Consider the following 22,765-nt stretch of genomic DNA (forward strand, 5'->3'; position numbering starts at 1 on the left):
TGTCACTACCGGCAGCCCGCTCGACACCGTCGACGTCCACCACCCGGAACCGGCGTCCGCTCGCCCTGGCGACCGCGAGCAACGGTCACGGTCGCACTTCAGCGATCGAGCTCACGGGCTTGCCATCGCCGCGGTCAGCCGGGCTTGATCTCGATGGAGATCGCGGCGCGTACCCGCTTCTCGAGTTCGTCCAGTTCGCCGGGGGTGGCCGCGTCGATGAAGAAGCTGACCGAGCGGTCGTCGGAGCTGGCCAAAGGCACCAACTCGGTTCCTCGCGGCTGGTGGACCAGGACCGCACGCAAGGTCGGCGCGTCCTCCGGGGTGCCGGGCAGGATGTCCGGCCACACACCGCTGGAGCCGATCCAGACCGGGTCCACGTCCGGCCACTCGACCTTGACGTCGGCCAGGAACCCGGTCTCGTGCTCGAGATAGACCTGCCGCGCGTAGCGGGCCGGATTCGGGTACGACGCCGGCTCGCCGAGGGCGATGCGGATGATCTCCGGTTCCAGCGGGGTTCCGGTGGCCAGATGGTAGAGCACCAGGAGCCCGTCGCCGGGTGTTCGGCCGGCGATCTCCATCAGCCGGGGCACGCCGTCCCGACCGATCCGCCATTCGGAATGCGCGATGCCGTCGGCGAACGCCAAGGCGCCGAGCAGGGCGCGGTTCGCGCTGAGCACGCTGTCGCGAACACCGTCGTCGGCGGTCGGCACACTGTGCGCGAGTTCGACGAAGGTGCGGGCGTGCGTGTCGGTGGTCTCCTTGCCGGTGACCGAGGCGAAGACGACTTCTCCCCTCTGCACGAGGCTTTCCACCGAGTATTCCGGGCCGTCGACTTTCTGCTCGACCAGGACGACCTCGTGGCCGGGGTAGTCGGGAAGGCGACGCCTCAGCTCGGCCTCGTCCTGCACCGTCTCCACGCCGGAGCTGGACGAGCGGCCCGCGGGTTTGACCACCGCCGGATAGCTGATGCCGGACAGGTCCGCGGTTTCGCGATCCCCGGCGGGAATGGTCAGTGACGGCGGGCTCAGTTCCGGGGCGTACCAGCGCTGCAGGAACTTGCTGCGGCAGGCCCGGCTTGCCCGCAGACCGGGTGACGGGACGCCGAGCGCGTCGCAGAGCAGACCGGTCGGCTCGGCCAGGTAGTCGCCGACGGCGTAGGCGCCCACGATGTCATACCGGTTCCGCCAGGCGGTGGCCTGCGCGATCGCCCCGGCGAGAAAGGCGCCCTGGACGGTGAAATCACCCGAGACGTAGCCGATCTCGGTGATCTGCGACGCCGGGTTGCCCGGATCGCCGATCGCCTCGGTCGCCTGGTCACGATAGGACTCGGCGGTGATCACCAGGACACCCAGGCCCCGCCGGGTCAGCTCGCCGAGATAAAGCGGATTTCGCCGGATCACCGGGAAAGAGCCGGTGAGAATGACGGCGCCGGGCTTGCCTGTCCGCTGCGTCATGCTGCCTCCTCGCTGGTCGGCGGATCGGTTCAGAGGTCGTTACCGGTGAGGCGGATCGGCAGGCCCCACGCGGCGAGGCGGTCGAGCCAGCGTGCGGCGGCTGTCGGGTCGGGGGCGCCCTGGACCAGACCCGCGGGCAGGGCGCCCTCGAGCAGTTCACCGATGCCGAGGGCGAGCGGCAAGGACACACAGCGGGCCATGGCACTGGCCCCGGGGTCGCCGACGAGATCCAGCGCGTACCGGCCGGACCAGGTGCGCCCGTCCGCGCGGCGTGCGGACAACTCCACGGCCAGCACCACTCGGTCCCGGTCCTGCGGACGGGTCGGGTGACGGGCGGCGAGTACATCCGCGAGTTCGCTGATCCGGTCGGAGTCGCCTCGCCGTAGTTCGGCGAACACGTCCGCCCAGGCGTCGAGCCAGCCGTCCAGGCGCAGGGTGCCGCGCACGAAGGTGTCCAGCCGCCAGGGTTCCGGCACCCCGTACTGGCGGATGTAGGGCAGGCTGTCGCGATTCGGATAGACCTCGAACTGCTCGCCGTCCAGCTCCAGCGGCCGCGCCACCTCCCACGGGCGATCGGCGACGTGTTTTTCGCCCGACTCGACGTAGTGCGCCGGGGTGAGCAGCGCGGTGAGGACGCCGCGCGGGGCCCAGCTGAACCGGTAGCGGAACTCGTTCGGTTCGGCGGGCACCCCGCCGCAGTAGGAGGTGAACGCCGCCGTGACGCGGGCGTCCGGGCCCAGCGCCCGCGACGCCCGTTCGACCAGGACGTCGGCGAAGAGGTGATCGATGCCCGGGTCGAGTCCGATTTCGGTGAGCACGGTGAGCCCCGCCGCGGCTGCCTTGTCCGCGCCGTCGCGGATCGCGTCCGAGGCGTAGCTGCTGCATGCGAAGTGCGCGCCGTTGTCGAGGCAGATCCGCAGCAGTCCCGGATGTTCGGTGCCCGGCAGCATCGAGACGACGACGTCACCCGCGTCGACCTCCGCGGCGAGCGCCTCGGGCGTGAACGCCCGTGGTTCACCCGTCACGCCGAGCCGCTTCAGGCAGTCTTCGGCCTTGGTTTCGGTGCGGCCCCAGAGCACGACGCGGGTTTGCTCGGCCAGGACCGCGAGGCCGGGGCCGGTCGACAGGCCGGTGCCGACCCAGTGCACGGCCGGGGTGTCAGACATGGTCTTCCTTCCGGTTCAGGTCATGGCTCGCGCAGGCGGCGGTGAACGCGGCGGAAGCGCGCCGCCAGACACCTGAGTCGCTGAGTTCCGCCAGATACGGCGCGAGCTCCGCGGCGAAGTCCACCGTGGACTCGGCGGGGAGCAGCGACGGCAGGTTGTCGATCGCGATCACGTCCAGATCACCGATCCGGCGCACCGGATCCCGCCAGGTGGTGGTCTCGTCGTAGATCGGCAGCGCGTGGCACGGCGATCCGACATCGCAGGTCACGTCGGCGACCACGGACAGCCTCCGGGGACGGCGCAGCGTCTCCACGGTCAGGAACGGGTTGATCGGACCGGTGGCGAGGACCGCGTTGACCATGATGTCGTGGTCGAGCAGAGCCGTCACGTCGAGGTCCCGCGTCTCTTCCAGATCCCACCGTGTCACGTCGGCGCCCGCCGCGGTGAGCGCGTCGGCCGCCCCGCGACCGCAGCGGCCGAGCGCGCCGATCACCAAGGCACGCGACGGTTCCGCCTCCGCCCGGAGTGCTTCGTCCAGGTTCTCGCGGGACATGGGCACGAGCGGTTCGGAGAGCCGGCCGCGATGGCGCAGCACGGCGAGGGCGGCGCCGACGTAGCCCGCCCAATAGCCGAAGGCGGCGACGCGACGGCCTTCCTCGTCGACGAGGCTCTCCAGATCCAGAAGCGCCCCTCCGCCTTCGGTGAAGCGACGCAGCAGTTCCCGCGCACCGGGCTGGTTCTTGTAGGCGTGCCCGAAGTAGATGTGCCGGTGCCGCAGTACGGCGGGGTGCTCGGGCAATTCCTTCAGCCCCAGTACGAACACGTCGTCCGAGGCGTCGGGCCAGCTGCCTGCCGGGACAAGCGTGCAGCCGGCGGCGGCGTAGTCGTCGTCGCGGAACACCCGTCGCGACGACCGTTCCACAGTGACCTCGACGCCCCCGCGGATCACGTCGCGGGCCGAATCCGGGGACAACGGCGCACGGCATTCGGTCGGCCGGAACTCCTCGCGCATCAGCAACCGCGCTCCGCTCACAACACCAGCTCCGTACTCTCGTCCGTGGGCTCTGCCGTCGCGACCTCGCGAAGCAGCGGCTGTTCCAGAAAGAACGCGAACGAAGCATAACCGCGCCAGACCCGCCGCCACTCCCCCGCCACCGCCGCTTCGCCGCTGTTCCGCCGCACCCGGTCCAGGTAGGCGACGATGATGTCGGCGGCCTGTTTGGCATGGCCGGCGGAGAAGTTGTCGATGGTCAGATGCGCCTGCTCGTAGCAGTCGTCGAAACCGTGGTGACGCAGCTTCTGGATCTCGTGCAGCCGCATCTCCCCGGAGCCGAACATCTCGATCGCCAGGTTGTAGCCGAGGATCTCGTTGTAGAACCGGTCCGGGAGCAGGCACATCGACAGCTGCTGCAACGCGAAGCCGTACATGTCGTCGGGCAGTTCGTCCTGGTCGGTGAACTCCTCGGTCCGGATGTGCGGAAGGTCCCGGCCCTGGCTGACCATCGCGCGGCGGGTCAGGGTGAGATGGTTCTTGCGCACATCGCCGTTGCCCATCTCGTCGGCGTGAATCCTGAACAGCATCCCGTCGCTTTCCCGTTCCCGGCGGCCCAGCCTGCCGACGCGGTGCAGCCAGGCGCCGTCGATCAGGTAGGTGAGCTGATAGGTGCTCTGCTCGAACAGCACCTCGTCGGCGTCCGGGACTTCCTTCAGCGGTTCGTACGGCTCGACCAGCTTCTCCCAGTAGATCTTCTCCGCTCGCGCGTAGAGCGCGTCGGCGTCGTACTCGAAGAAGCTGGCGTCGGTGTAGCGGCCGCCCGCGCCGTGTTCGAACAGCACCTGCGCGTCGGCGAAACACCGCTCCGCACGATCGGCGGCCACCTGCAGGGTCGCGGCGTGGTTCTCGATGTTGACCAGCCGGTAGAACAGTTCGCGGTCGTCGGACGGCGGCGACGCGTCGAACACGACGTCGTCCGGCCGGGCGTCGCGAATCGCGGCGGACCAGCGAGCCGCGAGAGCGTCGCCGACGGTGTTCGGCCGCACGGTGATCGAGGGCTTGGCACCCTTGTGCACGGTGGCGATCCAGTCGGCGAGCACCTTGGCCTCGCGTTCGTCGAAGATGCCGAACATCGAGCCCCCGAACCGGGTCGCGGCCAGGAACCGGCAATCACCGTCCGGTTGTTCGACCAGGTACGGGGATTCGCGGAATTCGGCGAGGAATTCGGCGAGCGCGACGGGGTCGGCACCGGCCGCGATACGGCCGAATCCGGCGAACGTCTCCACCAGTGTCCGATCGCCCAGCGTGACCCGGCCGTGCTGCTTGCCTGCCAGCGGCGCGTGCCGGGAGATCACTTCGGCGACCTTCGACTCCAGGGTCTGAGTGCGCCGGAATTCGAGCAGCTCGATGAGCAGGCCCAGATGTTCCCGTTCCAGCGACAACGTCAGTTCGACCGCGGCCAGCACCCGCCCACGGTCTTGCGGGCTCGCCTGACCGGCGTACTCGGCGAGCAGTGCGTCGAGATCGCCCGGCGGGATCGGCGGCGGTGTGCCCAGCAACCGGTCGTCGATCCCCAGCCGGTGGAACGCGTGGTGGACGCCGACGACCTCGGGCAGGAAGTTGGCGGGCAGCACCGCGAGCGCCAGCGGGAAACACGCGAGCAGGATCGTCGCCGGCCGGGCCTCGGCCCGGTCGAGGAAGTCGGCGGCGGCGACGTCGGGCAGCGCCGCCCCGGCGTCCTCCAGCGCACGGGTCCGGCGGTGCTGTGCGGATTCGAGCGGGTTCCCGCCCCCGGCGAGGACGACATGGTGGCCGAACAGGCGGTTCACCACGAGGGCGGGCTGGGTGGCGGGCTGCGACACCGCGTCGAGCCAGCAGCCGTCGAGCAGGGCGATCACCCCGCGCTGGCGCAGTAGATCGGCGCGGACCTCCCGGTCTGCCGCGGCGAGGGACGCGTGCGCCGGGACGAGCTCCGCGCGGGCCTGTTCGACCAGCTCGCCGACGGCGGCGGGCAAGTCGTCCACGGCCCGCACTCGGGCTGGCGCGAGAAAAGCGTGCAGGACCCGGCGAGCGAGCAACAGGGTCGTCTCGGACTCGCGGTCCTGCAACAGCGTGCGGAACACCTCACGCGGACCGGCGGCGATCACCTCGTCGACGGCCTCATCGGTGCCTGGCGTGAAGTGGAACGGCCTGGGTGGCAAGGCGGTCGTGGTGTCGTCGGGGACGAGGGTCGGCTCAACGGCCATCGGTCGCTCCTTCCGGTTTGCGGACCAGGATTCCGATGCGGGAACCGGGAACGCTCGCTGCCAGCAGGTAGTGCCCGCCGGGACGGATCCGGTCCTCGGCTTCGCGATCGGCGAGGTTGATCAGCGGGTCGGCGGCGAAGCAGTGGCCGATCCGGGTGATGTTCGTGGTGTCCAGCTGGCCGGGGGCGAAACCGGCTTGTCTCTCCTTCATCACCAGCAGCGGCAGGTAGATGTTGGCGTGCAGCAAGGCGTCCAGTTCCCTGGTGTCGATCCCGCGTGCGCCGAGAAGCCGCTCGTTGACCTGTTTGGCGAGGTCGGAGCTGATCTCGGACGACCAGTCCAGTGAAGCGGTCTCTTGCGCGGACGCGCAGCCGAGGATTTCGTAGCCGCCCCGCTCCGCATCGACCAGGCAGGCGGCGCCGCCGTCGCTGAACAGCGCGTATCCGGTGATCCGGGCGTCCTCGTCGAACACCCGATCCGCCGTGACGACGAGAATCCGCCGGAATCGCCCGCTGCCGACCAGCGCGGTGGCGAGGTCCAAACCGGACAGCAGGTTGACACAACGGCCCAGATTCGTGCCGTAGACGGGAATGTCGCTGAGACCGAGGCGGGTCAGCATTCCCCGGAGGAACGTGCCGTGTCCTTCCGGCGGCACCGGCAGGTAGGTCGAACAGAACACCAGGGCGTCGACCTCGTCCGGATCGGTCCCACCGGCAAGCAGGGCTTTCCTGCCCGCGTCGACGGCGAGGTCGTCGAGTCCGCGCTCGGTGCGGAACACGCTGCCCCAGCCCCACAGTCCGGGTTCGAAGGCCAGCCCGTACCGCTGGGCCTTGGCTTCCAGCCCGGGCAGGGCCGCATGGTCGACCTCCTGCTCTCCGAGCACGTAACACGGATCGCTGAGGTACACACCGGTGGTCATCAGATGACCTCCACATGGGTGGTGGCCTCGGCGTGCGCGCGCAGCAGGGAGAGGACAGGTTCGGGGTCGGGGTCGAAGTAGAAGTGCCCGCCGGCGACACGGAACCGCTCCGGGGGTTCGACACATTCCTTGGCCCACGGCGCGACCTGCACGTCACCGACGTGCGGATCCTCGGTGCCGACGATGACCGACACCCCGATCTCCAGCGGCGGCGACGGCCGGTACCGGTATCCCACGGCCAGGTCGAAATCCGCCTTGAGGCCGGGCAGCAGCAGGTTCAGCACGTCCTTGTCCGCGACGACCTCGGGCGGGAACTGGCCGAAGTACGCCAGTGCGTCGGCGAATTCGGCGCCGTCGAGGTCGGCGATCCGGCGCACCCGGTCCGAGGGCAGCAGCGAGGGGGCGGAGACCCCGGACGCGGTCAGGTGACCGACCGCGGGCAGACCGCGCAGTCGGCGGGCGACCTCGAAGGCCAGCAGCCCGCCGAAGCTGTGGCCGAACAACTGCGCCGGCCGCGGATCCGCGGCGACCTCGTCGGCGATCGCGGCGGCGAGGTCGTCGGCGAGGTCGTCGAACACCGGCAGTGGTTCGTGCGCCCGGTGCGCTTTGCCCGGCGGACAGACCGCGACGACGTCGACGTGGTCGTCGAGACGTTCCTGCCATTCCAGGTAGACGCGCGGATCACCGCCCGCGTACGGGAAGCAGAAGACTCTGGCGGGGCGATCACCGCCGCGGGTGAGGAAGCAGTCGGGCACCGGTGCGTCTCCTCTCAGAGCGTGAAGGTTTCGGTGGGCGAATGGGCCGGGTCGCCGGGACGTACGTGCAGTTCTCCCCGATCCGGCCGGAGCACGACCGCGGCGACGGTCCTCTCGCGACGGATGTCGCCGTTCCCGGCGACACGTACGGGAGCACGGGACAGCAGCGCGAAATGGTCCTCTGTGGACGCCTGTTCCGGCAGCCGTTCGATCCCCGCCTGACCGGCTTTGAGCCGCTGGAGCGAGAAGTTGCGCGCGAACACGGTCAGTTCGTCGCGGGGGGCGAGGTCCGGATGCAGGAAGTGGTTCGTGTGCACGGATTCCGGCCCCTCGGTCGACCGCAGGTCGTCATCGGCGATCTCCACCCAGGCGGTGGTGGTGAGATCGCACAGGGTCACCGAACGCGAGCTGGCCAGCCGCAGGCCTCGTAGGGTCTCCACGGCTTCGGCGACGTTGTCACAGGTGTCGAGCAGATGCCGGATCGCCAGATACGGCGACGGCCCGTGGCGCCATTTCCCGGCCAGCACCAGATTCAGCCCGACGGCGAGGCCGGCGTCGTTGACCCCCAGATAGCCGAGCAGACCGCCGAAACTGAGCACGAGCGACCGTCGCTGCCCTGTTCGGACGTCGAGGACGGCGAGGTGGTCGTCGAGATCGCCGTTGAGGTCGACGGTCTGCGCCAGCACGGGTCCGGAGCCGGTTCGCGCGTAGGTGGTGCAGTCGCCCATCGTCGGCAGCTTCTGGTAGCCGAGCACTTCTCGGCGCATCTGCAGCAGCACCGCCTCGTCGTGGGTGATGCCCGCCCCTTCGGCCAGGCCGCGGATCTCCGTGCCCAGGTCCGGCATCTGTTCGTCGATGGCGCGGGCGTACTCGGCGAGGTCCGGGCGTAGCGCGTCGAGACTCAGCGGGTCCGGCGACAGCGCGTTGAGCCGGGCGAGACGGTCGCCGAGGAAATGGCGCAATTCCGTCGCCAGCGTCTCGCCGTGCGCCCGGCCTCGGGTGAACGCGTCACCGTGGGCACGGACGCAGGGGACGGTCACGAGCCACGCTCCGTGACCTTCTTCCCCGCGAGCAGGGTGGCCGCCACGCCGGGCCATTCGGCACGCAGAACGCTGTAGTAGACGGCGTCCCGGCGGCGGCCGCCCGGCATGGGATTGAAGCTGCGCAGGACGCCCTCCTCCACCGCGCCGATGTTGCGAAGCCCCTGACGGGCCTGCTTGTTCAGCACGTCCGTCTTGAATTCGACCCGCTCGGCGCCCAGTACGTCGAAGGCCTCGCGCAGCATCAGGTACTTGGCCCAGTGGTTGACGCCCTTGCCCTGGAACTTCGTGCCCAGCCAGGACCAGCCGATCTCCAGCCGTCCCGCGTCCTGGTTGATACTGCAGAAACTCATGCTTCCCGCGATCAGCCCGGTTTCCCGCTCGGTGATCACGTACACGACCCGGTCGCCCTTGGCCTGGTCGGCGAGGGCGGCGTCGAAGAACGCGTCGAACTGCTCGTCGGTCTCGATGAGCTGCACGAAGTAGCGCCAGATCGCCGAATCGAGTGCGATCGTGCGCAGCGGCTCACGGTCGGTCTCGGCTATCGGCCGGAGCACCACGTGGTCGTCGGCCAGTTCGGTGCGAGCGAGTTCGGCCCAGCGCCGCCCGCTCATTTCGTCACCGCCCCGGCGAGCGCGTGGGTGACGTCGCGCAGGGTGCGCATGGCCGCCACGTCCGGCTCGGTGAACGTCTCCAGGCCGACTCCGGTGTCGTCGCAGGCGGACATCAGGAACATCACCTTCTGCATCGAGGTCAGGCCGTAGCCGTCGGCGAGATCGCGGTCCGGGTCGATTTCGGCGGGTTCGACGGGCTTGCTCAGCACCCGGGACAGGTTGTCCCGCACCGCGTCGTCGATGGTGGACGGTTCAGCAGACATGGACGCTCCCCTGGTCATCGTGGATCTCGTCGTGGTAGCGGTCGGCGATCCGCGACCGCAGCGGTTTGAACTGTGAACTGAGCAGCCCGTTTCCGGCGCTGAACGGTTCGGCCGCGACGACCACCTTGCGGATCTGCTCGTCGGTTCCGAAAGCCGCGTTGGTGCGGGCGAGCTGTTCGGCGATCGCCGCCTCGTCGGGGGGCAGCGACGCCGGGGACACCACCGCCACCAGATACGTCTGGGAGGGGCAGAACAGCACGCATTCGGCGATGGCGGGACTGGTGCGCATGTGGTCTTCCACCGGGCGCACCACCACCTTCCGCCCGTTCTCGAGCACTATCACGTCGTCGGCCCGTCCCTTGATGTAGAGATAGCCGTCGTCGTCCAGCTCCCCCAGGTCACCGGTGCGGACCAGCCCCGGCTCCGGGAACACCCGTTCCGACGCGCCGGGCGGCGCGAACTCGTAGCGATCGCACACCGGAGGTCGGCTGCGCACGCTCACGACACCGTCACCGTCGATCAGGACCTCTTTGTGCGGCAACACCTTCCCGACGCTTCCGGGCCGATGCGCGCCGGGATGGTTCTTCGCGACGACGCAGGTCTCGTTGAGCCCGTAGCCCTCGTAGATGGGCAATCCGGCGTCGGTGAAGAACCGGAGGACGTCCTCGGCGGCCGGGGCGGAACCGGTCCACAGGTAACGGATCCGGTCACCGAACACGCGGCGGGCGCCCTGGGCCAGCGCTTCCGACGGCGGGAGCTCCGGGCCGGCCCTGGTGACCTGCTGCTCGATGTAGGCCTTGGCGGTGGCGAAGAACCCCGGCACCCCCATCACCACGGTGGGCTTGACCCGGCGCAGCGTCGGAAACGCGGCCTCGTAGGTGCTCAAGGTGACGTCGTGGCCGAAGCGCAGGGCCGAATAGATCCAGTAACGCTGTTGCAGGACCGCCAGCGGCAGGAAGACGAACAGGTTGTCATCGGCGCCGTGCCGGAAGATCTCCTGTACGGCGCCGATCCCGGCGTCGATGCTGCCCGCCGACGCGGTCATGCCCTTGGGCTCGCCGGTGCTGCCCGACGTGAGCTTGAGGCTCGTGAAGTCCTCCGGCCGATAGCGCACCGGTTCGGGTGGGACGGCGTCCTGGTCGCCGGCCAGCGCGCGGACATCGGTGAGCGGCTTGACCCGGTCGCCCTCCCCGTCGGCGAAGAGCAGGGTCAGGCCGTATCGGACGGCCAGTGCCGGGTCGGCGTCGAATTTGGCCGGGTCGAAGCCGACGGTGACCGCGCCGACGCGCAGGGCCGCGAGGTCCAGCAGCACCCACTCCAGGCAGTTGGGCGCCAGGATCCCGATCCGGTCACCGCGACGGAGACCGGAATCGACGAGGGCGCGGGCGAGCCTGCCCGCCATCTCGTGCACCTCCCGCAGATCGAGCTGTTCGGTGCGGTCGAGCCGGGCGAGGTGCAACCGGTGCCCGGGTTCGGGCGGTGTCGTGTTGATCTCGTTCAGCACCCGGACGGTGGTCCCGGATTCGGTGGTGGTCATCGACGGTCCCTCTTCGACGGGGCGGCGGCGATCATCGCGGCCATGCGGCGCACGGTGTCCAGTTCGGGCAACCGATCCAGCGTGAAGCCGACGCCGAACTGTTTCCGGACGCCCGCGAGGATCCGGGCCGCGGCCAGCGAGTCGCCGCCGAGGTCGTACAGGGTCGCGGTGGCGGGCGGGGCGTCGACTTTGAGCACCTTCGCCCACAGCTGCGCGACCTCGTGCTCCAACTCGGTGTCCGGCGGCGCTTCGGTGACGGCGACCGCGTCGGATTGGTGCCGCTGCAACCGGGCGCGGTCGACCTTTCCGTTACGGGTCAGCGGAAAGGCATCGTGCCAGTACACTCCGGACGGCACCATGTAGTGCGGAAGCACGTCACGCACCAGCTCGCCGAGCTCGCGGGCGGTGGGCCGCTCGACGCCGGCGGGCACGAGATGCGCGATCAGCCGGTCGCCCCGGGCGCCGGACTCGCGGGCCACCACGGCGCGGCGGACGGCGTCCAGTGCGACCAGCCGGGTCTCGACCTCGCCCGCCTCGATGCGGTAGCCGTTGACCTTGATCTGGAAGTCCGACCGGCCGAGGATCTCGATCTCGCCGGTGGGCAGCCACCGGCCCAGGTCCCCGGTGCGGTAGATCCGTTCCCCGCGGACCGGGTCGTCGAAGAACCGCTCCGCGGTCCGCTCCTCGTCGTTCCAGTAGCCGCGCGCCAGACCGGTGCCCGCCGCGCAGATCTCGCCGGTGACCCAGTCCGGCAGGTCGCGGCCCGCCGCGTCGAGCACGTAGGCCCGGTTGTTGGCGTTGGGCCTGCCGTAGGGGATCGACTCCGAGCCGTCCTCGTCGGTGCCGACCGGATGCGAGATGTTCCAGATGGTCGTCTCGGTCGGCCCGCCCAGCGAGATCACGTCCAGTCCGGGGCGGATCGCCCGCAGCGCGGCCGGAAGCGCCGGGGGCAGCCGGTCGCCGCTCATCATCACCAGCCGCAACGTCCGCAGGGACTCGGCGCCGTCGGCCTCGGCCTGTTCGAGCAGCAGCCCGACGATGGCGGGGACCGAGTTCCACACGGTCACCCCCGCCTGGTCGCACAGCCGCAGCCAGTGCGCCGGATCGGCCGCTCGGTCGGCATCCGGCAGCACGACGGCCGCCCCGGCCGACAGCGCGCCGAACACGTCGTAGACCGACAGGTCGAACGAGAACAAGCTGATACCGAAGAACCGGTCACCGGGACCGACGCCGAACCGGCTGTTGCAGTCGGCGACGACGTTGGCGACCGCGCCGTGGGTGACCATGACGCCCTTCGGCCTGCCGGTGGTGCCGGAGGTGTAGAGCACGTACGCCAGGTCGCCCGGATCGGCGTCGGGCAACGGGCTCACCGGCTCGACTGTCTCCGCGGGGTGTGTCAGGTCGAGGTCGAGAACCTCGCGCTCGTCGTCGCTGTGGCCGGAGTTGGTCAGGACGAACCGGGTTCCGCCGTCGGCCAGCATGAGCGCACGCCGCTCGGCGGGCAGTCCGGCGTCGACCGGCAGATACGCGCCTCCGGCGAGCACGACGGCGAGGATGCCCGCGACCTGCTCGGGGCCGCGGGTCATCACCAGCCCGACCGGCTCGTCGCGGCGCACTCCGCGATCACGCAGCCAGCGCGCCGCGCGCTGGACGTGCGCGTGCAGGTCGCGATAGTCGATCTCGGCCGTACCGGTGATCACCGCCGGAGCGTCCGGAGTGGACTGAACCTGTGCCAGGAAGCGCTGGGGCAGAACCGGGTCCGGGATCTCGGTGGTGGTGTCGTTGACCTCGGCCCGGCGGGCGCGCTGGTCGTCCGGGCGCAGGTCGAAGGTCTGCCGTGACCAGGCGTCCGGGTCCCGCAGTTCGCCGAGCAGCCGCTGATATCCGTCGATCAGCGCGTCGACGAGCCCTTCGGGGAACAGCTCGTCGACACTGTCGAACTGCACCACGACCCCGCCGTGCTGCTCGTAGGGTGACACGTCCAGCCACACCTGCGGGGTCTGGCTCTCGGTGTACACCTCCGGCCCGAACAGCTCCATCGCCGACCCGTCGACGCCTTCGTAGCCGATGGCGCTGTTGAAGGTGTAGGGCATCCGGGCGTCCGCGCCGTCCTGGCGGGCCAGTTCGCGGAGCACCTCGATACCGGAGAAGTGCCGGTTGTCCAGCGACTCGCGCAGCGATGCCTGGATGGCCCGGGCCCGGTCGGCGAACGGCCCGTCGGCCTTCGACTCCACCTGTATCAGCATGGTCTCGCCGAAGTTGCCCAGCGCGGTGTGGATCCGGGGATGGATCGGCGGCCGGTTGGCCACCGTGGCGTTGAGGGTGAACCGCTCGCCCGCGCCCCAGCAGGCCAGTACTTCGGCGTAGACCGCCAGCAGCAGCCCCGACGGGGTCAGCCCGTGCCGGGCGCCCAGCTGTTTCAAGTTAGTCCATTGTGGACGATCGAGCCGAGCGAAGCGAGCGGTGAACCGGGCTTCCGCGATCGCCGCCGGGCCGGTGCGCAACGGCAGATCCGGATATGGCGCCAGGTCGTCCAGACGGGCCAGCCAGTAGTCCTTCGACCGTGCGGCCGGGGTCTTGGTCCGGGCACGCTCCCGCGCGGCGACGAAGTCGGCGAATCTCGCTTCCTCGCCCGCGTCCGCCGTCGCACCCGTATACGCGGCGTGCCACTGCTGGAAGAACAGGAAGATGCTGATCGCGTCGAGGACGAGGCCGTCGTGGTCGACGTGCAGCAGCATCTCCTGGTCGGAGAGCAGGGTGACCGCGACGGCGAGCAGCGGCGCTTCGTCGGCCGGGAGGCTGCGGTGACCGCGTTCGGCGCGCACCGCCTCCCGGTGTGCGTGCTGCTCCTCGGCGGACTTGCCTCGCAGGTCGTACCGGACGATCGGGACGTGCGCGGAACGCTGCTCGATCTGGGTTCCGTCCTCGGTGAACCGGGTGCGCAGGATGCCGTGCCGGGCCACCACCGTGTCGAGCGCGCTCTCCAGCCCGTCGATGTCCCAGCTACCGGAGATCTCGTGGTAGATGTGGCTGGCGGAGCCGATTTCGACCTGCCGGTCCCGGCCGATCAGATAGCCGCGTTGCAACGCGGTCAGCGGCACGCCGGGCGGGGTGTCCAGATATTCGACCAGTTCGGCTTTGTGCGCCTTGACCTTCGCGATCAGTTCGGCGTCCATCCGCTCGCGCGGCCCCTGCAGTTTCAGGTCCGAACCCGAGAGGCTGACGTTGAGCCCGCGCGAGCGCAGTTCGCGAACCACCCGAGCCGGGGTCTCTCGTTCGATCGTGGTCATCGGCTCACCTCCGCGTGCTTGCGCACCACGTCCTCGGGCAGCTCCTTGACCAGGGTGTCGGCGAGCTCGGCGACGTCGCCTCCGGTGAACAGCGTCTCCAGCGAGACGTCGGCGTCCAGCTGGTCGGTCAGCTGATACTGCAGTGCGACGGCTTGAATCGACTGCATTCCCAGCTCCGCCAGGGAGAGATGCGCCACCGGCTCGTCGGCGGGCAGCCTCAGCACCTCGCGGACCATGTCGGACAGCCAGGGCAGCAGTGGCGACTCGGCGGCGGTTTCCTGTTTCTCCCCGAAGAACGTGCGGCCGGCGAGGGTCACGGTGGTTCCCGCGGGGACCAGTTCCACCGTCCGCGGCCAGCTCCGTTCGGCGGGCAGTCCCAGTGCTTCGGCGAGGGCACCCGCGAACCGGGGCACCACCGGGGTACCGCAGGTGGCCAGCAACCGGGCCGCGGCCACTTCGAGCGCGAGGGCGGTGCGCGCCTCGTCGGCCCAGTCACCGATCTGCGCGGCGGCCGACTCCCCGGCCGCGAACACGCGGGTGTCTTCGACCAGGCCGAGAAGGTGGGCCGCGGCGGAGTTCAGAGAGAAACCGTCGGCGCCCAGTGCACGGGTCAGCGCGGTGAGCCGCTCGGTGAGCTTGGCCAGGAAGGCGGTGTGTTCCGGGGTCCAGATACCGGCGTCGGGGACCTTGCCGCCGTGGTCGCGGGCGAGCCGCTCGCCCAGGCCGGCGAGCCAGCCCTGCCAGTGGCCTTCCAGCGTTTCGCGGGTGAAGACGTCGAACTCGTCCGGATCGAAGTTGGTCCGCCTGCCCTCCGGGCGGGTCAGTGCCAGATAGAGCCGGTACGCGTCCGCGGTCTCCGGGCCGAGCACGTCGCGCCCCCACACCGCGTGACGGCGGCTGGTGGAGAACTTGCTCTGCTGGAGCAGGTAGAACTCGTTGACGTGGTAGTCGATGTCGGGCTCCCAGCCCGGATACGCCGCCCGGTAGAGCGCCGGGTACGCGATCGGGTGGAAGAAGGTTCCGTCCGCCCCGAGGAAGTGCACGATCTTCCAGTCCGGGTCCGGATCGGCGGCTTTCCAGTCATGGCCGACGCGCGCCCCCAGGGCGCCGATGCCGTGCAGGAAGCTGTAGGCCAGGTCGACCCACGACCAGATCACCTGTCCGTCCACATCGGACTCGTCAGGAGGCAGTCCCCAGCCGGAGGGATGGGTCAGCGGGAACTCGACGGGGCCGCGGGAGAGCACCCGGGCGGCCAGTTCCTTGACCGAGGCGGGTACCCGGCCCCGGCGATGGTGGTCACGGACGTAATCGGCGAGTTCGTGCAGGGACAGCTGATAGCGGCGCACGGTGCCACGGCGGGGCGGGGCGCCGGACTCGACCGACACCGGGTTGCCGAGGTCGGCCACGGAGTTGGGCTCGCGGCAGCCCTCGCAGATGTTGCCGCCGGTGGTCTGCCCGCAGGACGGGCAGGTGCCGGTGACGCCGGATTCGAAAAGGTACTTGCCCGATTCCGGGTCGAACAGCGCGTCGGCCTCGGTCAGCCGGACCGGAGCGGAGTCCGCCAGCGCGCCGAAGAAGGCGCGCAGCCCCTCCGGGTAGGTGTCGTCGACGCTGGTCGCGGTGAACTGATGGACTTCGATGTCCATCGCGGCAAAGGTTTCGCGGATCCGCTCGCTGTAGTGGGCCGCGGTGTCCAGCGCGCTGCGGCCTTCCTTCGCCGCGGCCGCCTCGACGTAGTTCTGGTAGTCGTCTGTACCACAGAGGTGCCATGCCTGGACGCCGTTCATTCGCTGGAACCGGGTGTAGGCGTCGGCGGCGAAGAACGGTCCCGCGAGGTGCCCCAGATGCAGATCCCCGTTCGGGGTCGGGGCGGAGGAGAACACGAAGACCGGACGCTCACCGAACCGGCGGCGCACCGATTCCCCGGCGGCGGCCGTCGCACGGGTGAGGTCGCGCCAGAAGAACGACACCAGTACCAGGTCGGTCTCCCCGTTGTTGGTGACGTAGTGGGTTTCGAACGGGTCGAACCGGACGACCGTCCCGGCCTCGATCCGATGCGCGGCGCCGTCGACGACCAGGTCGCCGCCTCCGGCGACGAGGACCCATATCTCGGTCTCGTCGTGCTGGTGGGTCAGCGACCGCACGCCGGGTGCCACCCGGCCCCAGGACGCCCCCACGCCCAGGTCGCCGCCCGTACCCGGATCCAAGGTCGCGACATCGATGCCGAACGCCCGGGTCAGTCCTTCGCCGGTGAACGTACTGATCTCCACGATCAACTTCCTCCCATGTCGAGCAGGTCGGCCGCGCGGGCGGCGATGGCGGGCCCGAGCCGGTAGCCCGACCCGTTCGCCGCGCCCGCGAAGACGACCCGGCCATCGCCGAGCGCGCGCACCGTGGGCTCGCCGGTACCGCTGTAGGCGTCGCAGAAGACTCGTCCGGAGAGTCGGCCGGCGGCCATCGCGGGAGCGTGCCGCCGGAGGATCTCCCGTGCTTCGTGCAGGTTGTGTTCGGTCAGCCCTTTCGACGGGGCGTCCGGATCGACGTCCCATTCCGAGCAGGTGTAGCTGAAGAGCCAGTGCCCGCGTTCGGGCAAAGGCAGCAGAAAGGCGTCTTCGCGCTCGAAGATCACCGCCGCGTCGTGCGGGGCAGGCCGTCCGCCGACGTGCAGCGCGACGACCTTCTTCACCCTCGCCTCCAACGGGGCCACCATCGCCCGCCACGCGGGGGCGGCCAGCCACGGTCCCGGCGCGAGCACCACCTTGCCCGCGGTCAGCTCCTCGCCGGTGCCCAGCCGCAGGGCGACGCCATCCCGGTGCTCGGTCACCGCGTCCACTCGGACCGCTTCGCCTATCTGGGCGTCCGTGCGCAGATCGGCGGTCAAGGCGCGGGTCACCTGGGCCACGTCGGCGTAGTGGCCGCCTTGGACCGACCAGGCGGCCGCACCCGGCGGCAGGCTCACTTCATCCGGCAGGTCGCTGGTGGCGGTGAGCTCCGCCTCGGGCAGATAATCCGTGCGTAATCTCGGCTCGTCGGCGGCGGTGCCCACGACTCGCATGGCCACCGGACGAAGAGGAAGCCCAGGACGGTCCTGGACCAGCTTCCGGTAGTGCTCATGGCTGAAGCGGGCCATTTCGCGCACCGCCGCGGTGGCACCGCGCGGGATGTGCAACCCGGCCGACCGCAGCGAGGCTCCGCCACCGACCAGTTCGCGGTCGAGCAGCAGCACCGACGCCCCCGGCGCGCGCCGGATGATTTCGCGAGCGGTCAGGCAGCCGATGATGCCCCCGCCCAGCACGGCGATGTCGACCTGGTCCCGGACGCCCGCCCGTCGGCCGCCGGCGGCGGCTCGGTGTGCGGTACCGGCCGTCGCCGCGCTCACGTCCGGTCCAACGCGTCGGCGGTGTGCTTGCCCGCCCAGTCGATGAAGGGCTCCAGCTGTTCGTTGGAGTGCACCCCGAGCAACCGGTCCATGATCCGCTGGCTGCGCCATGCGACCAGGCTCAGATTCGGGTCGGCGAGGCCACGCTGCTCGCGGACCCCGTTCTGCAGGAACACCGAGCGGTCGCGGGGACCGTCCCAGCGGATGGCGAAATCCTTGTCCACGTTGTATTCCTCGCCCTCCCGGGCGAGCCTGTCCTCCAGCGGCGACAGAAAATCCGCTGTCGCGGGGCGATAGCCGGTGGCCCACACCACGGAGTCGGCTTCGACGTGCTCGACCAGGCCCGGGTCGTCGTTGCTTTCCACGGTCAGATCCCACGCGTCGCGGTCGGCGGTGACACCGGTGACGGTCCGGTTGGGCAGGAGGGCGAAAAGGTCATCGGCGCCGTCGACGAACCGGCGGGCATAGCAGCGCTGATAGATCTCCCGCAGTGTGGACTCGGAGATCCCGTCGCTGGTCAACACGTTCTGCGCGTTGAGCGCCACCCGGGCGGGTCGGTCGAGGTCGAAGAAGTAGTCGGAATAGCCCGGAACGAAGTACTCGTTGGTGAACGGCGTGTCGTCGATCGGGAAGTAGTTGTGCCGACGGGAAACCCAGGTCACCCGACGCGGAAGTTGGTCCACGGGGCGGGAAAGCAGGTCGAGGAAGACCTCGGCGCCGGATTGCCCACCACCGACCACCGAAACGCGCTTTCCGGCGAAATCCCGGCTTTTGGCTACGAAATCAGCGACGTGGAACTGTGATGCGCCCAGTTTTCCGCGCGCGGGTTCGGGCACCCAGGGTTTCGTACCGATTCCCACCACGATGTTGTCCGCCGTGGCCGTTCGCTTGGTGGTGCGGACGACGAAACGCGACCCGTCGAAGTCGACCTCACGGACTTCTTCGCCGAAGCGGACGTTTTCGTTGGACGCACTGGCCCACTCGAGGTAGTTGCGGAACTCCTGCCGGGGCACGGCCTCGAATCGGGCGTTGATGAAATGATAGATCCGGCCTTGTTCGTGCAAATAGGACAGGAATGAGAACCGGCTGGTGGGATCGGACAGCGTCACCAGGTCCTTGAGCAGCGACACCTGCAGGGTCGCGCCGGGTATCTGTTGTCCATCGTGCCAACCGAAACGCTCTTCTCGATCCAGGAAGAGGTTCGCGATCCCGTCCCGGCCGTGCAGCAAGGACGCCAGGCTGAGGTTCGCGGGCCCCACGCCGACGCCGAGGCAGTGGTAGTGTGCCGTCTCCTGTTCCGGACGACGCGGTAGAGGAGCAGTCACCTCGCGACTCTCCCCTCGCGCGCCGCGCCGGGCCGTCGTGGTTCGCTGTCATGGATCGTTTCGCGCATCGGGACCCCTTCCCGTACTGCCGTCACCTGACCTGTCGTGAACGTCCGCAGTGCGTCGCGCCGATGATGGGTGCTCTCAGGCGCGATCGACCCAGCCCGGTTGGAGAAAATGCCGAAGTGGCTTCGTTCGCTGGATCGGAGCGACTGTCTCCGACGCTCGGCGCACCCCAGGTCCCACCGTCGCGATCAAACCGTCGCGGACCAGGACCACACCATGATCAATTGGCGCGTCAGCTTTGTCATCGCCATCACTGACGCCATCGGCAACGCTAGCACGTACATCACCGACAACACACGGCGGTTGGTGATCTTTTGATGAACCACGACGAAATCTCTGTGTTTTATCCGTTTTCTTGCACCGTCCGCCACGTTCACGCCACCACCTGGCCGACCTCGACACAGCCGTTCCGACCATAGTCTGTCCTTTATGGACATAGCGATGGATCTTCCACTCGCCCTTCGGCTTGCGCCGAACGTGTGAAAATAGTTCTGCGGCTTGTCACTTCCCCACGTCCTGCCAAGCTGGAGCCGTGAAAGATCCGGAGGAGATTATCGATAGCCTGACAGGAAACCGGCTGACGACGATCACGGGGGGCGCTCCGCCTGCCAGGACCGAAGCGATCATCCAGGCCACACGGGCCGTGAAAAACGATTATTCCAGTGTCACGATCCTGACGGCCGGCCGTCTCCCGGATACGTTCGCGCAAGCCGCGGCCGCCGCGTTAGGAGTCGTGGAGCGACCGGCCGAGCCTCTCTTCGAGGCCTTGCGCGCACCATTGCGGCACGGCCGTCCGCTACTGGCCGTCCGGGGCTGCGGCCACGACTGCGCGGACGTCACCGAACTGATCGCCGATCTGCTGGAGCATTGCCCGAATCTGACGATCTTGGCCGAATCGTCCGATCGGCTTCGCATCCGCGCGGAACACGTCATCACCTTGCCCGGCCGTTGGAACCCTCCTGACGAAGAGAGAATCGCGCGACTGGCCACCTTCTCCGCGCACTGTCGCACTTTCGACGCCAGAATGGCGGCGGCTCTGGCGGGAGTCACGCCGGCCGAGGCCGAGGCCACCCTGTCCCGGCTGACGGCGGAGGGCCTGATCCAGCGGGATGAGGACGGCTGGCGCCTGTCGCCGGAGGTTCACGAGATTCTGCCCCCGCCGGGAAACGACGTGATGGAGCGGCGCGTCGGTTGGGCGGCGGAAGAATCCGCAGAGCTTCGAGCCGCTGTCGAGACCGGCGGAGACTGGCGTGACCGGTTCGACTTGATCGCCGATGACCTGCGGGCCACCGTGCGCGCGGCGACCGGACCGGATGCTCGCCACCACGAAATCGCCCGCACCTTGGCCGAACTCCTGTACGCGCGACAATTGCTGGCCGAAGCACGAAGCACCTTCGAACTGGCGGCCGGGCTGGCACCCGACGACCGCACGGCGGCGCGTGACCTGCGCTCCGCCGCCGACGTCGCCATGAGTGAACATCGGGGCGAGCCCGCGTTCACGCTGCTTCAGCGGGCCGCGGAACGCGCCATGTCGGGCGGTGACGGATCGGGAGCGGCGATCGCCCTCGCCTACGCGGTCTGCGTCGGGAACCGGTTCCCGGCCACGTTCACCGATCTGGTCCCCCACGAACGGCTGGTCACCCTGATGGCCGAAGCCGAGCATGCCGCACCGGACGGCGATCCGGTCGCCGAGGCCTATCTCGCGGCCGCGCGGGCGTGGAACGCCACCGGCGAGAAGACCACCCCCGATCCGGACCTGACCGTCATCGCGCTGGACGCCGCCCGTGCCACCGACCAGCCGGTGCTGATCTCCGCGGCGCTGGACGCGGTGGCCAGCGCGGACGGCGCCGCCGGCCGCTTCGCCCGCGCCCACCTTTCCTCCAACGAGCGGCTGTCACTGTTCGAGAAGCTCCCCCGCCACGAACCCGGCATCGGAGTCGAGGTCATCGACACGCTGCACGTCGTGCCGCTGGTCGCGCTCGCCGCGGGAAGGCTTCCGGACGCGGTACGCGCGGCCGAGACGTCCTGGGAAGACCCCTTTCGGGGCCTCTACATGCGGGCGAGCAAATTCGTCGTGCCGCTTTCCCTCAGTGGCCGGTTCGACGAAGCGCTGGAGTACGCGGAAACCACCTGGGAGGCATGGGAACGTCTAGGCCGTCCTGCGGCCCGCTGGATGGCTCCCGCGGCCTTGGCCGCAGGCATGGTGCACGGCCTCCGCGGGAACACCTCGGGCTACGACACCTGGGCGGACCGGGCACTGACCTTGTCGGAGCCCGGCGTGCACAGCGGGCTCCGGGAGAGTTTCACGGCATTCGTCGTCCCCCGTGTCGCACTGCACCACGGTGACGTCCGGACCGCGGAAACCGCGGCACCGATACCGAAAGGTGAGTGGTACGACAGCCCGCACCAGTTCTACGACGCCTACGCCTGGGCGGTCGCCGCGGAGACCGCGGTCGTGGCCGGCACTCCCGGGGCGGAAGCGCTGCTGGCCACCGCCGAACCCGCCGCGAAAGAAAACCTTTGGGCGGCGGCATGTCTGGCCCGCGCCCACGGCAGGGCGCACGGCGACCACGCAGCGGTGAAAGAAGCGATCGCCGGTTGGGAAACCATCGGCGCCCGCTTCGAACGAGCCTGCACCCTCTGCCTGCTCCCCGAGCGGAGGGCGGAGGGTGTCGCGGAACTGGCCGCGCTGAACTGCCGACCTCCCGCCACGCCGCTATGATCGAAAACCGGGCCGTGAACGCGGCCGGACGCAGGCCGTCAGAACGCACTGTGAAGCGGCGGCCCCCAGCGGAAACGAGGGGATCGAAGCCGGCCGTGGCCACCACACCCCCGACGAACGACCTGCGCGCGCTCGCCGCCGCGGGCGTCACGATCGTGCTGTGGGCCTCGGCCTTCGTGGTGATCCGGGACGCGGGCGAGCACATCTCCCCCGGCGCGCTCGCTCTGGGCAGGCTCGTCACCGGCGCGCTGGCACTGGGCGCGTTTCTCATGCTGCGCAGGCAAGGGCTCCCCCCGAAACCGGCATGGCCGGGCATCCTCATCGCGGGAGTGGCGTGGTTCGGCGTCTACATGGTCGCCTTGAACGCCGGTGAACAGCGGATCGACGCGGGTACCGCCTCACTGGTGATCAACCTGGCACCGATCCTGATGGCGGCACTGGGCGGCTGGTTGCTCAAGGAAGGGTTCCCCCCGCAGCTGATGGTCGGTCTGGCGCTGGGATTCGCCGGCGCCGTCCTGGTCGGATTCGCATCGTCGGACGGCGGGAGCGCGAGCCTGCTCGGCGTGCTGCTGTGCGGCCTCGCCGCGGCGGGCAGTGCCACCGGCGTGGTCGCGCAGAAGCCCGCGCTACGGCACGCCACCGCTCTACAGGTGACGGCGTACGGCAACGTGGTCGGGGCGGTGCTGTGCCTGCCGTTCGCCGGAACGCTGGTGCGGGAGGTGTCGGCGGCACCGGCGAGCGCCGTCCTGGAGATCGTGTACCTCGGCTTGTTCCCTACCGCGCTGGCGTTCTCCACGTGGGCCTACGCGCTGTCCCGAACCACAGCCGGGAAACTGGGCGCCACGACATACCTGGTACCCGTACTGGTGGTTCTCTTGAGCTGGGTGGCACTCGACGAGATCCCCGCCGCGCTGTCGTTCGTCGGGGGCGCGCTCTGCCTGGTCGGCGTGGCGGTCTCCCGCCGCCGATCCCGAAAGACCGTGGAGGAATCTTGA

At 69.5% G+C, this 22,765-nt stretch carries 17 protein-coding genes; 2 read left to right on the top strand and 15 right to left on the bottom strand.

Annotated features, from left to right (window positions below; translation table 11 throughout):
* Positions 1 to 134 precede the first annotated feature (134 nt).
* The 15 genes from P3102_RS19275 to P3102_RS19345 all read right to left on the bottom strand — a co-directional run bounded on the left by P3102_RS19275 (position 135) and on the right by P3102_RS19345 (position 19,425).
* The gene (locus P3102_RS19275) at positions 135 to 1,454 is read right to left on the bottom strand and encodes an ATP-grasp domain-containing protein (RefSeq protein WP_276360554.1); all 1,320 of its coding nucleotides are present in this window, start codon (positions 1,452 to 1,454) and stop codon (positions 135 to 137) included.
* A gap of 29 nt (positions 1,455 to 1,483) precedes the next feature.
* Positions 1,484 to 2,620: a saccharopine dehydrogenase family protein gene (locus tag P3102_RS19280; RefSeq protein WP_276360555.1), complete on the bottom strand. Its 1,137-nt coding sequence runs from the start codon at positions 2,618 to 2,620 to the stop codon at positions 1,484 to 1,486.
* On the bottom strand, positions 2,613 to 3,653 hold the full coding sequence (locus P3102_RS19285; protein ID WP_276360557.1) for a saccharopine dehydrogenase: 1,041 nt from the start codon (positions 3,651 to 3,653) through the stop codon (positions 2,613 to 2,615). The genes P3102_RS19280 and P3102_RS19285 overlap by 8 nt, the downstream gene beginning before the upstream one ends.
* On the bottom strand, positions 3,650 to 5,860 hold the full coding sequence (locus P3102_RS19290) for an iron-containing redox enzyme family protein (RefSeq protein WP_276360559.1): 2,211 nt from the start codon (positions 5,858 to 5,860) through the stop codon (positions 3,650 to 3,652). The genes P3102_RS19285 and P3102_RS19290 overlap by 4 nt, the downstream gene beginning before the upstream one ends.
* The gene (locus tag P3102_RS19295) at positions 5,850 to 6,779 is read right to left on the bottom strand and encodes a hypothetical protein (RefSeq protein ID WP_276360560.1); all 930 of its coding nucleotides are present in this window, start codon (positions 6,777 to 6,779) and stop codon (positions 5,850 to 5,852) included. Before P3102_RS19295 ends, P3102_RS19290 begins: the two co-directional genes overlap by 11 nt.
* Positions 6,779 to 7,534, bottom strand: a complete 756-nt coding sequence (locus tag P3102_RS19300; protein ID WP_276360562.1) for an alpha/beta fold hydrolase — start codon at positions 7,532 to 7,534, stop codon at positions 6,779 to 6,781. Before P3102_RS19300 ends, P3102_RS19295 begins: the two co-directional genes overlap by 1 nt.
* Before the next feature lie 14 nt (positions 7,535 to 7,548).
* Complete coding sequence (locus P3102_RS19305) at positions 7,549 to 8,574, bottom strand: C45 family peptidase (RefSeq protein ID WP_276360564.1); 1,026 nt, start codon at positions 8,572 to 8,574, stop codon at positions 7,549 to 7,551.
* On the bottom strand, positions 8,571 to 9,188 hold the full coding sequence (locus P3102_RS19310) for a GNAT family N-acetyltransferase (RefSeq protein WP_276360565.1): 618 nt from the start codon (positions 9,186 to 9,188) through the stop codon (positions 8,571 to 8,573). Before P3102_RS19310 ends, P3102_RS19305 begins: the two co-directional genes overlap by 4 nt.
* Complete coding sequence (locus tag P3102_RS19315) at positions 9,185 to 9,451, bottom strand: phosphopantetheine-binding protein (RefSeq protein WP_276360567.1); 267 nt, start codon at positions 9,449 to 9,451, stop codon at positions 9,185 to 9,187. Before P3102_RS19315 ends, P3102_RS19310 begins: the two co-directional genes overlap by 4 nt.
* Complete coding sequence (locus P3102_RS19320) at positions 9,441 to 10,988, bottom strand: AMP-binding protein (protein WP_276360568.1); 1,548 nt, start codon at positions 10,986 to 10,988, stop codon at positions 9,441 to 9,443. The genes P3102_RS19315 and P3102_RS19320 overlap by 11 nt, the downstream gene beginning before the upstream one ends.
* The gene (locus P3102_RS19325) at positions 10,985 to 14,278 is read right to left on the bottom strand and encodes an amino acid adenylation domain-containing protein (RefSeq protein ID WP_276360570.1); all 3,294 of its coding nucleotides are present in this window, start codon (positions 14,276 to 14,278) and stop codon (positions 10,985 to 10,987) included. The genes P3102_RS19320 and P3102_RS19325 overlap by 4 nt, the downstream gene beginning before the upstream one ends.
* Positions 14,275 to 16,548 carry a class I tRNA ligase family protein gene (locus tag P3102_RS19330; protein ID WP_276360571.1) on the bottom strand — a complete coding sequence of 758 codons (2,274 nt, stop codon included), beginning with the start codon at positions 16,546 to 16,548 and terminating at the stop codon, positions 14,275 to 14,277. Before P3102_RS19330 ends, P3102_RS19325 begins: the two co-directional genes overlap by 4 nt.
* Positions 16,549 to 16,550: 2 nt before the next feature.
* Positions 16,551 to 17,657, bottom strand: coding sequence for an FAD-dependent oxidoreductase (locus P3102_RS19335; RefSeq protein WP_276360573.1), 1,107 nt, complete (start codon positions 17,655 to 17,657; stop codon positions 16,551 to 16,553).
* The gene (locus tag P3102_RS19340; protein WP_276360574.1) at positions 17,654 to 18,982 is read right to left on the bottom strand and encodes a SidA/IucD/PvdA family monooxygenase; all 1,329 of its coding nucleotides are present in this window, start codon (positions 18,980 to 18,982) and stop codon (positions 17,654 to 17,656) included. Before P3102_RS19340 ends, P3102_RS19335 begins: the two co-directional genes overlap by 4 nt.
* Positions 18,983 to 19,236: 254 nt before the next feature.
* Entirely contained in the window at positions 19,237 to 19,425 is a 189-nt protein-coding gene (locus P3102_RS19345; RefSeq protein ID WP_276360575.1) for a hypothetical protein, read from the bottom strand.
* 389 nt (positions 19,426 to 19,814) lie between these two features.
* Here P3102_RS19345 and P3102_RS19350 point away from each other — a divergent pair, with 389 nt between their 5' ends.
* Positions 19,815 to 21,770, top strand: a complete 1,956-nt coding sequence (locus tag P3102_RS19350) for a hypothetical protein (protein WP_276360576.1) — start codon at positions 19,815 to 19,817, stop codon at positions 21,768 to 21,770.
* Positions 21,771 to 21,865: 95 nt separating this feature from the next.
* A complete protein-coding gene (locus P3102_RS19355; protein WP_276360578.1) occupies positions 21,866 to 22,765 on the top strand; it encodes a DMT family transporter in 900 nt (299 codons plus the stop codon).

Origin of the sequence: Amycolatopsis sp. QT-25 (assembly GCF_029369745.1) — a bacterium.
In the GTDB taxonomy this organism is placed as follows: Bacteria; Actinomycetota; Actinomycetes; order Mycobacteriales; family Pseudonocardiaceae; genus Amycolatopsis.

What these genes read in the sequence shown, in the direction of transcription:
- P3102_RS19275 (WP_276360554.1), bottom strand. Translation starts at nt 1,454, where the DNA reads ATGACGCAGCGGACAGGCAAGCCCGGCGCCGTCATTCTCACCGGCTCT.
- P3102_RS19280 (WP_276360555.1), bottom strand. Translation starts at nt 2,620, where the DNA reads ATGTCTGACACCCCGGCCGTGCACTGGGTCGGCACCGGCCTGTCGACC.
- P3102_RS19290 (WP_276360559.1), bottom strand. Translation starts at nt 5,860, where the DNA reads ATGGCCGTTGAGCCGACCCTCGTCCCCGACGACACCACGACCGCCTTG.
- P3102_RS19295 (WP_276360560.1), bottom strand. Translation starts at nt 6,779, where the DNA reads ATGACCACCGGTGTGTACCTCAGCGATCCGTGTTACGTGCTCGGAGAG.
- P3102_RS19310 (WP_276360565.1), bottom strand. Translation starts at nt 9,188, where the DNA reads ATGAGCGGGCGGCGCTGGGCCGAACTCGCTCGCACCGAACTGGCCGAC.
- P3102_RS19315 (WP_276360567.1), bottom strand. Translation starts at nt 9,451, where the DNA reads ATGTCTGCTGAACCGTCCACCATCGACGACGCGGTGCGGGACAACCTG.
- P3102_RS19320 (WP_276360568.1), bottom strand. Translation starts at nt 10,988, where the DNA reads ATGACCACCACCGAATCCGGGACCACCGTCCGGGTGCTGAACGAGATC.
- P3102_RS19325 (WP_276360570.1), bottom strand. Translation starts at nt 14,278, where the DNA reads ATGACCACGATCGAACGAGAGACCCCGGCTCGGGTGGTTCGCGAACTG.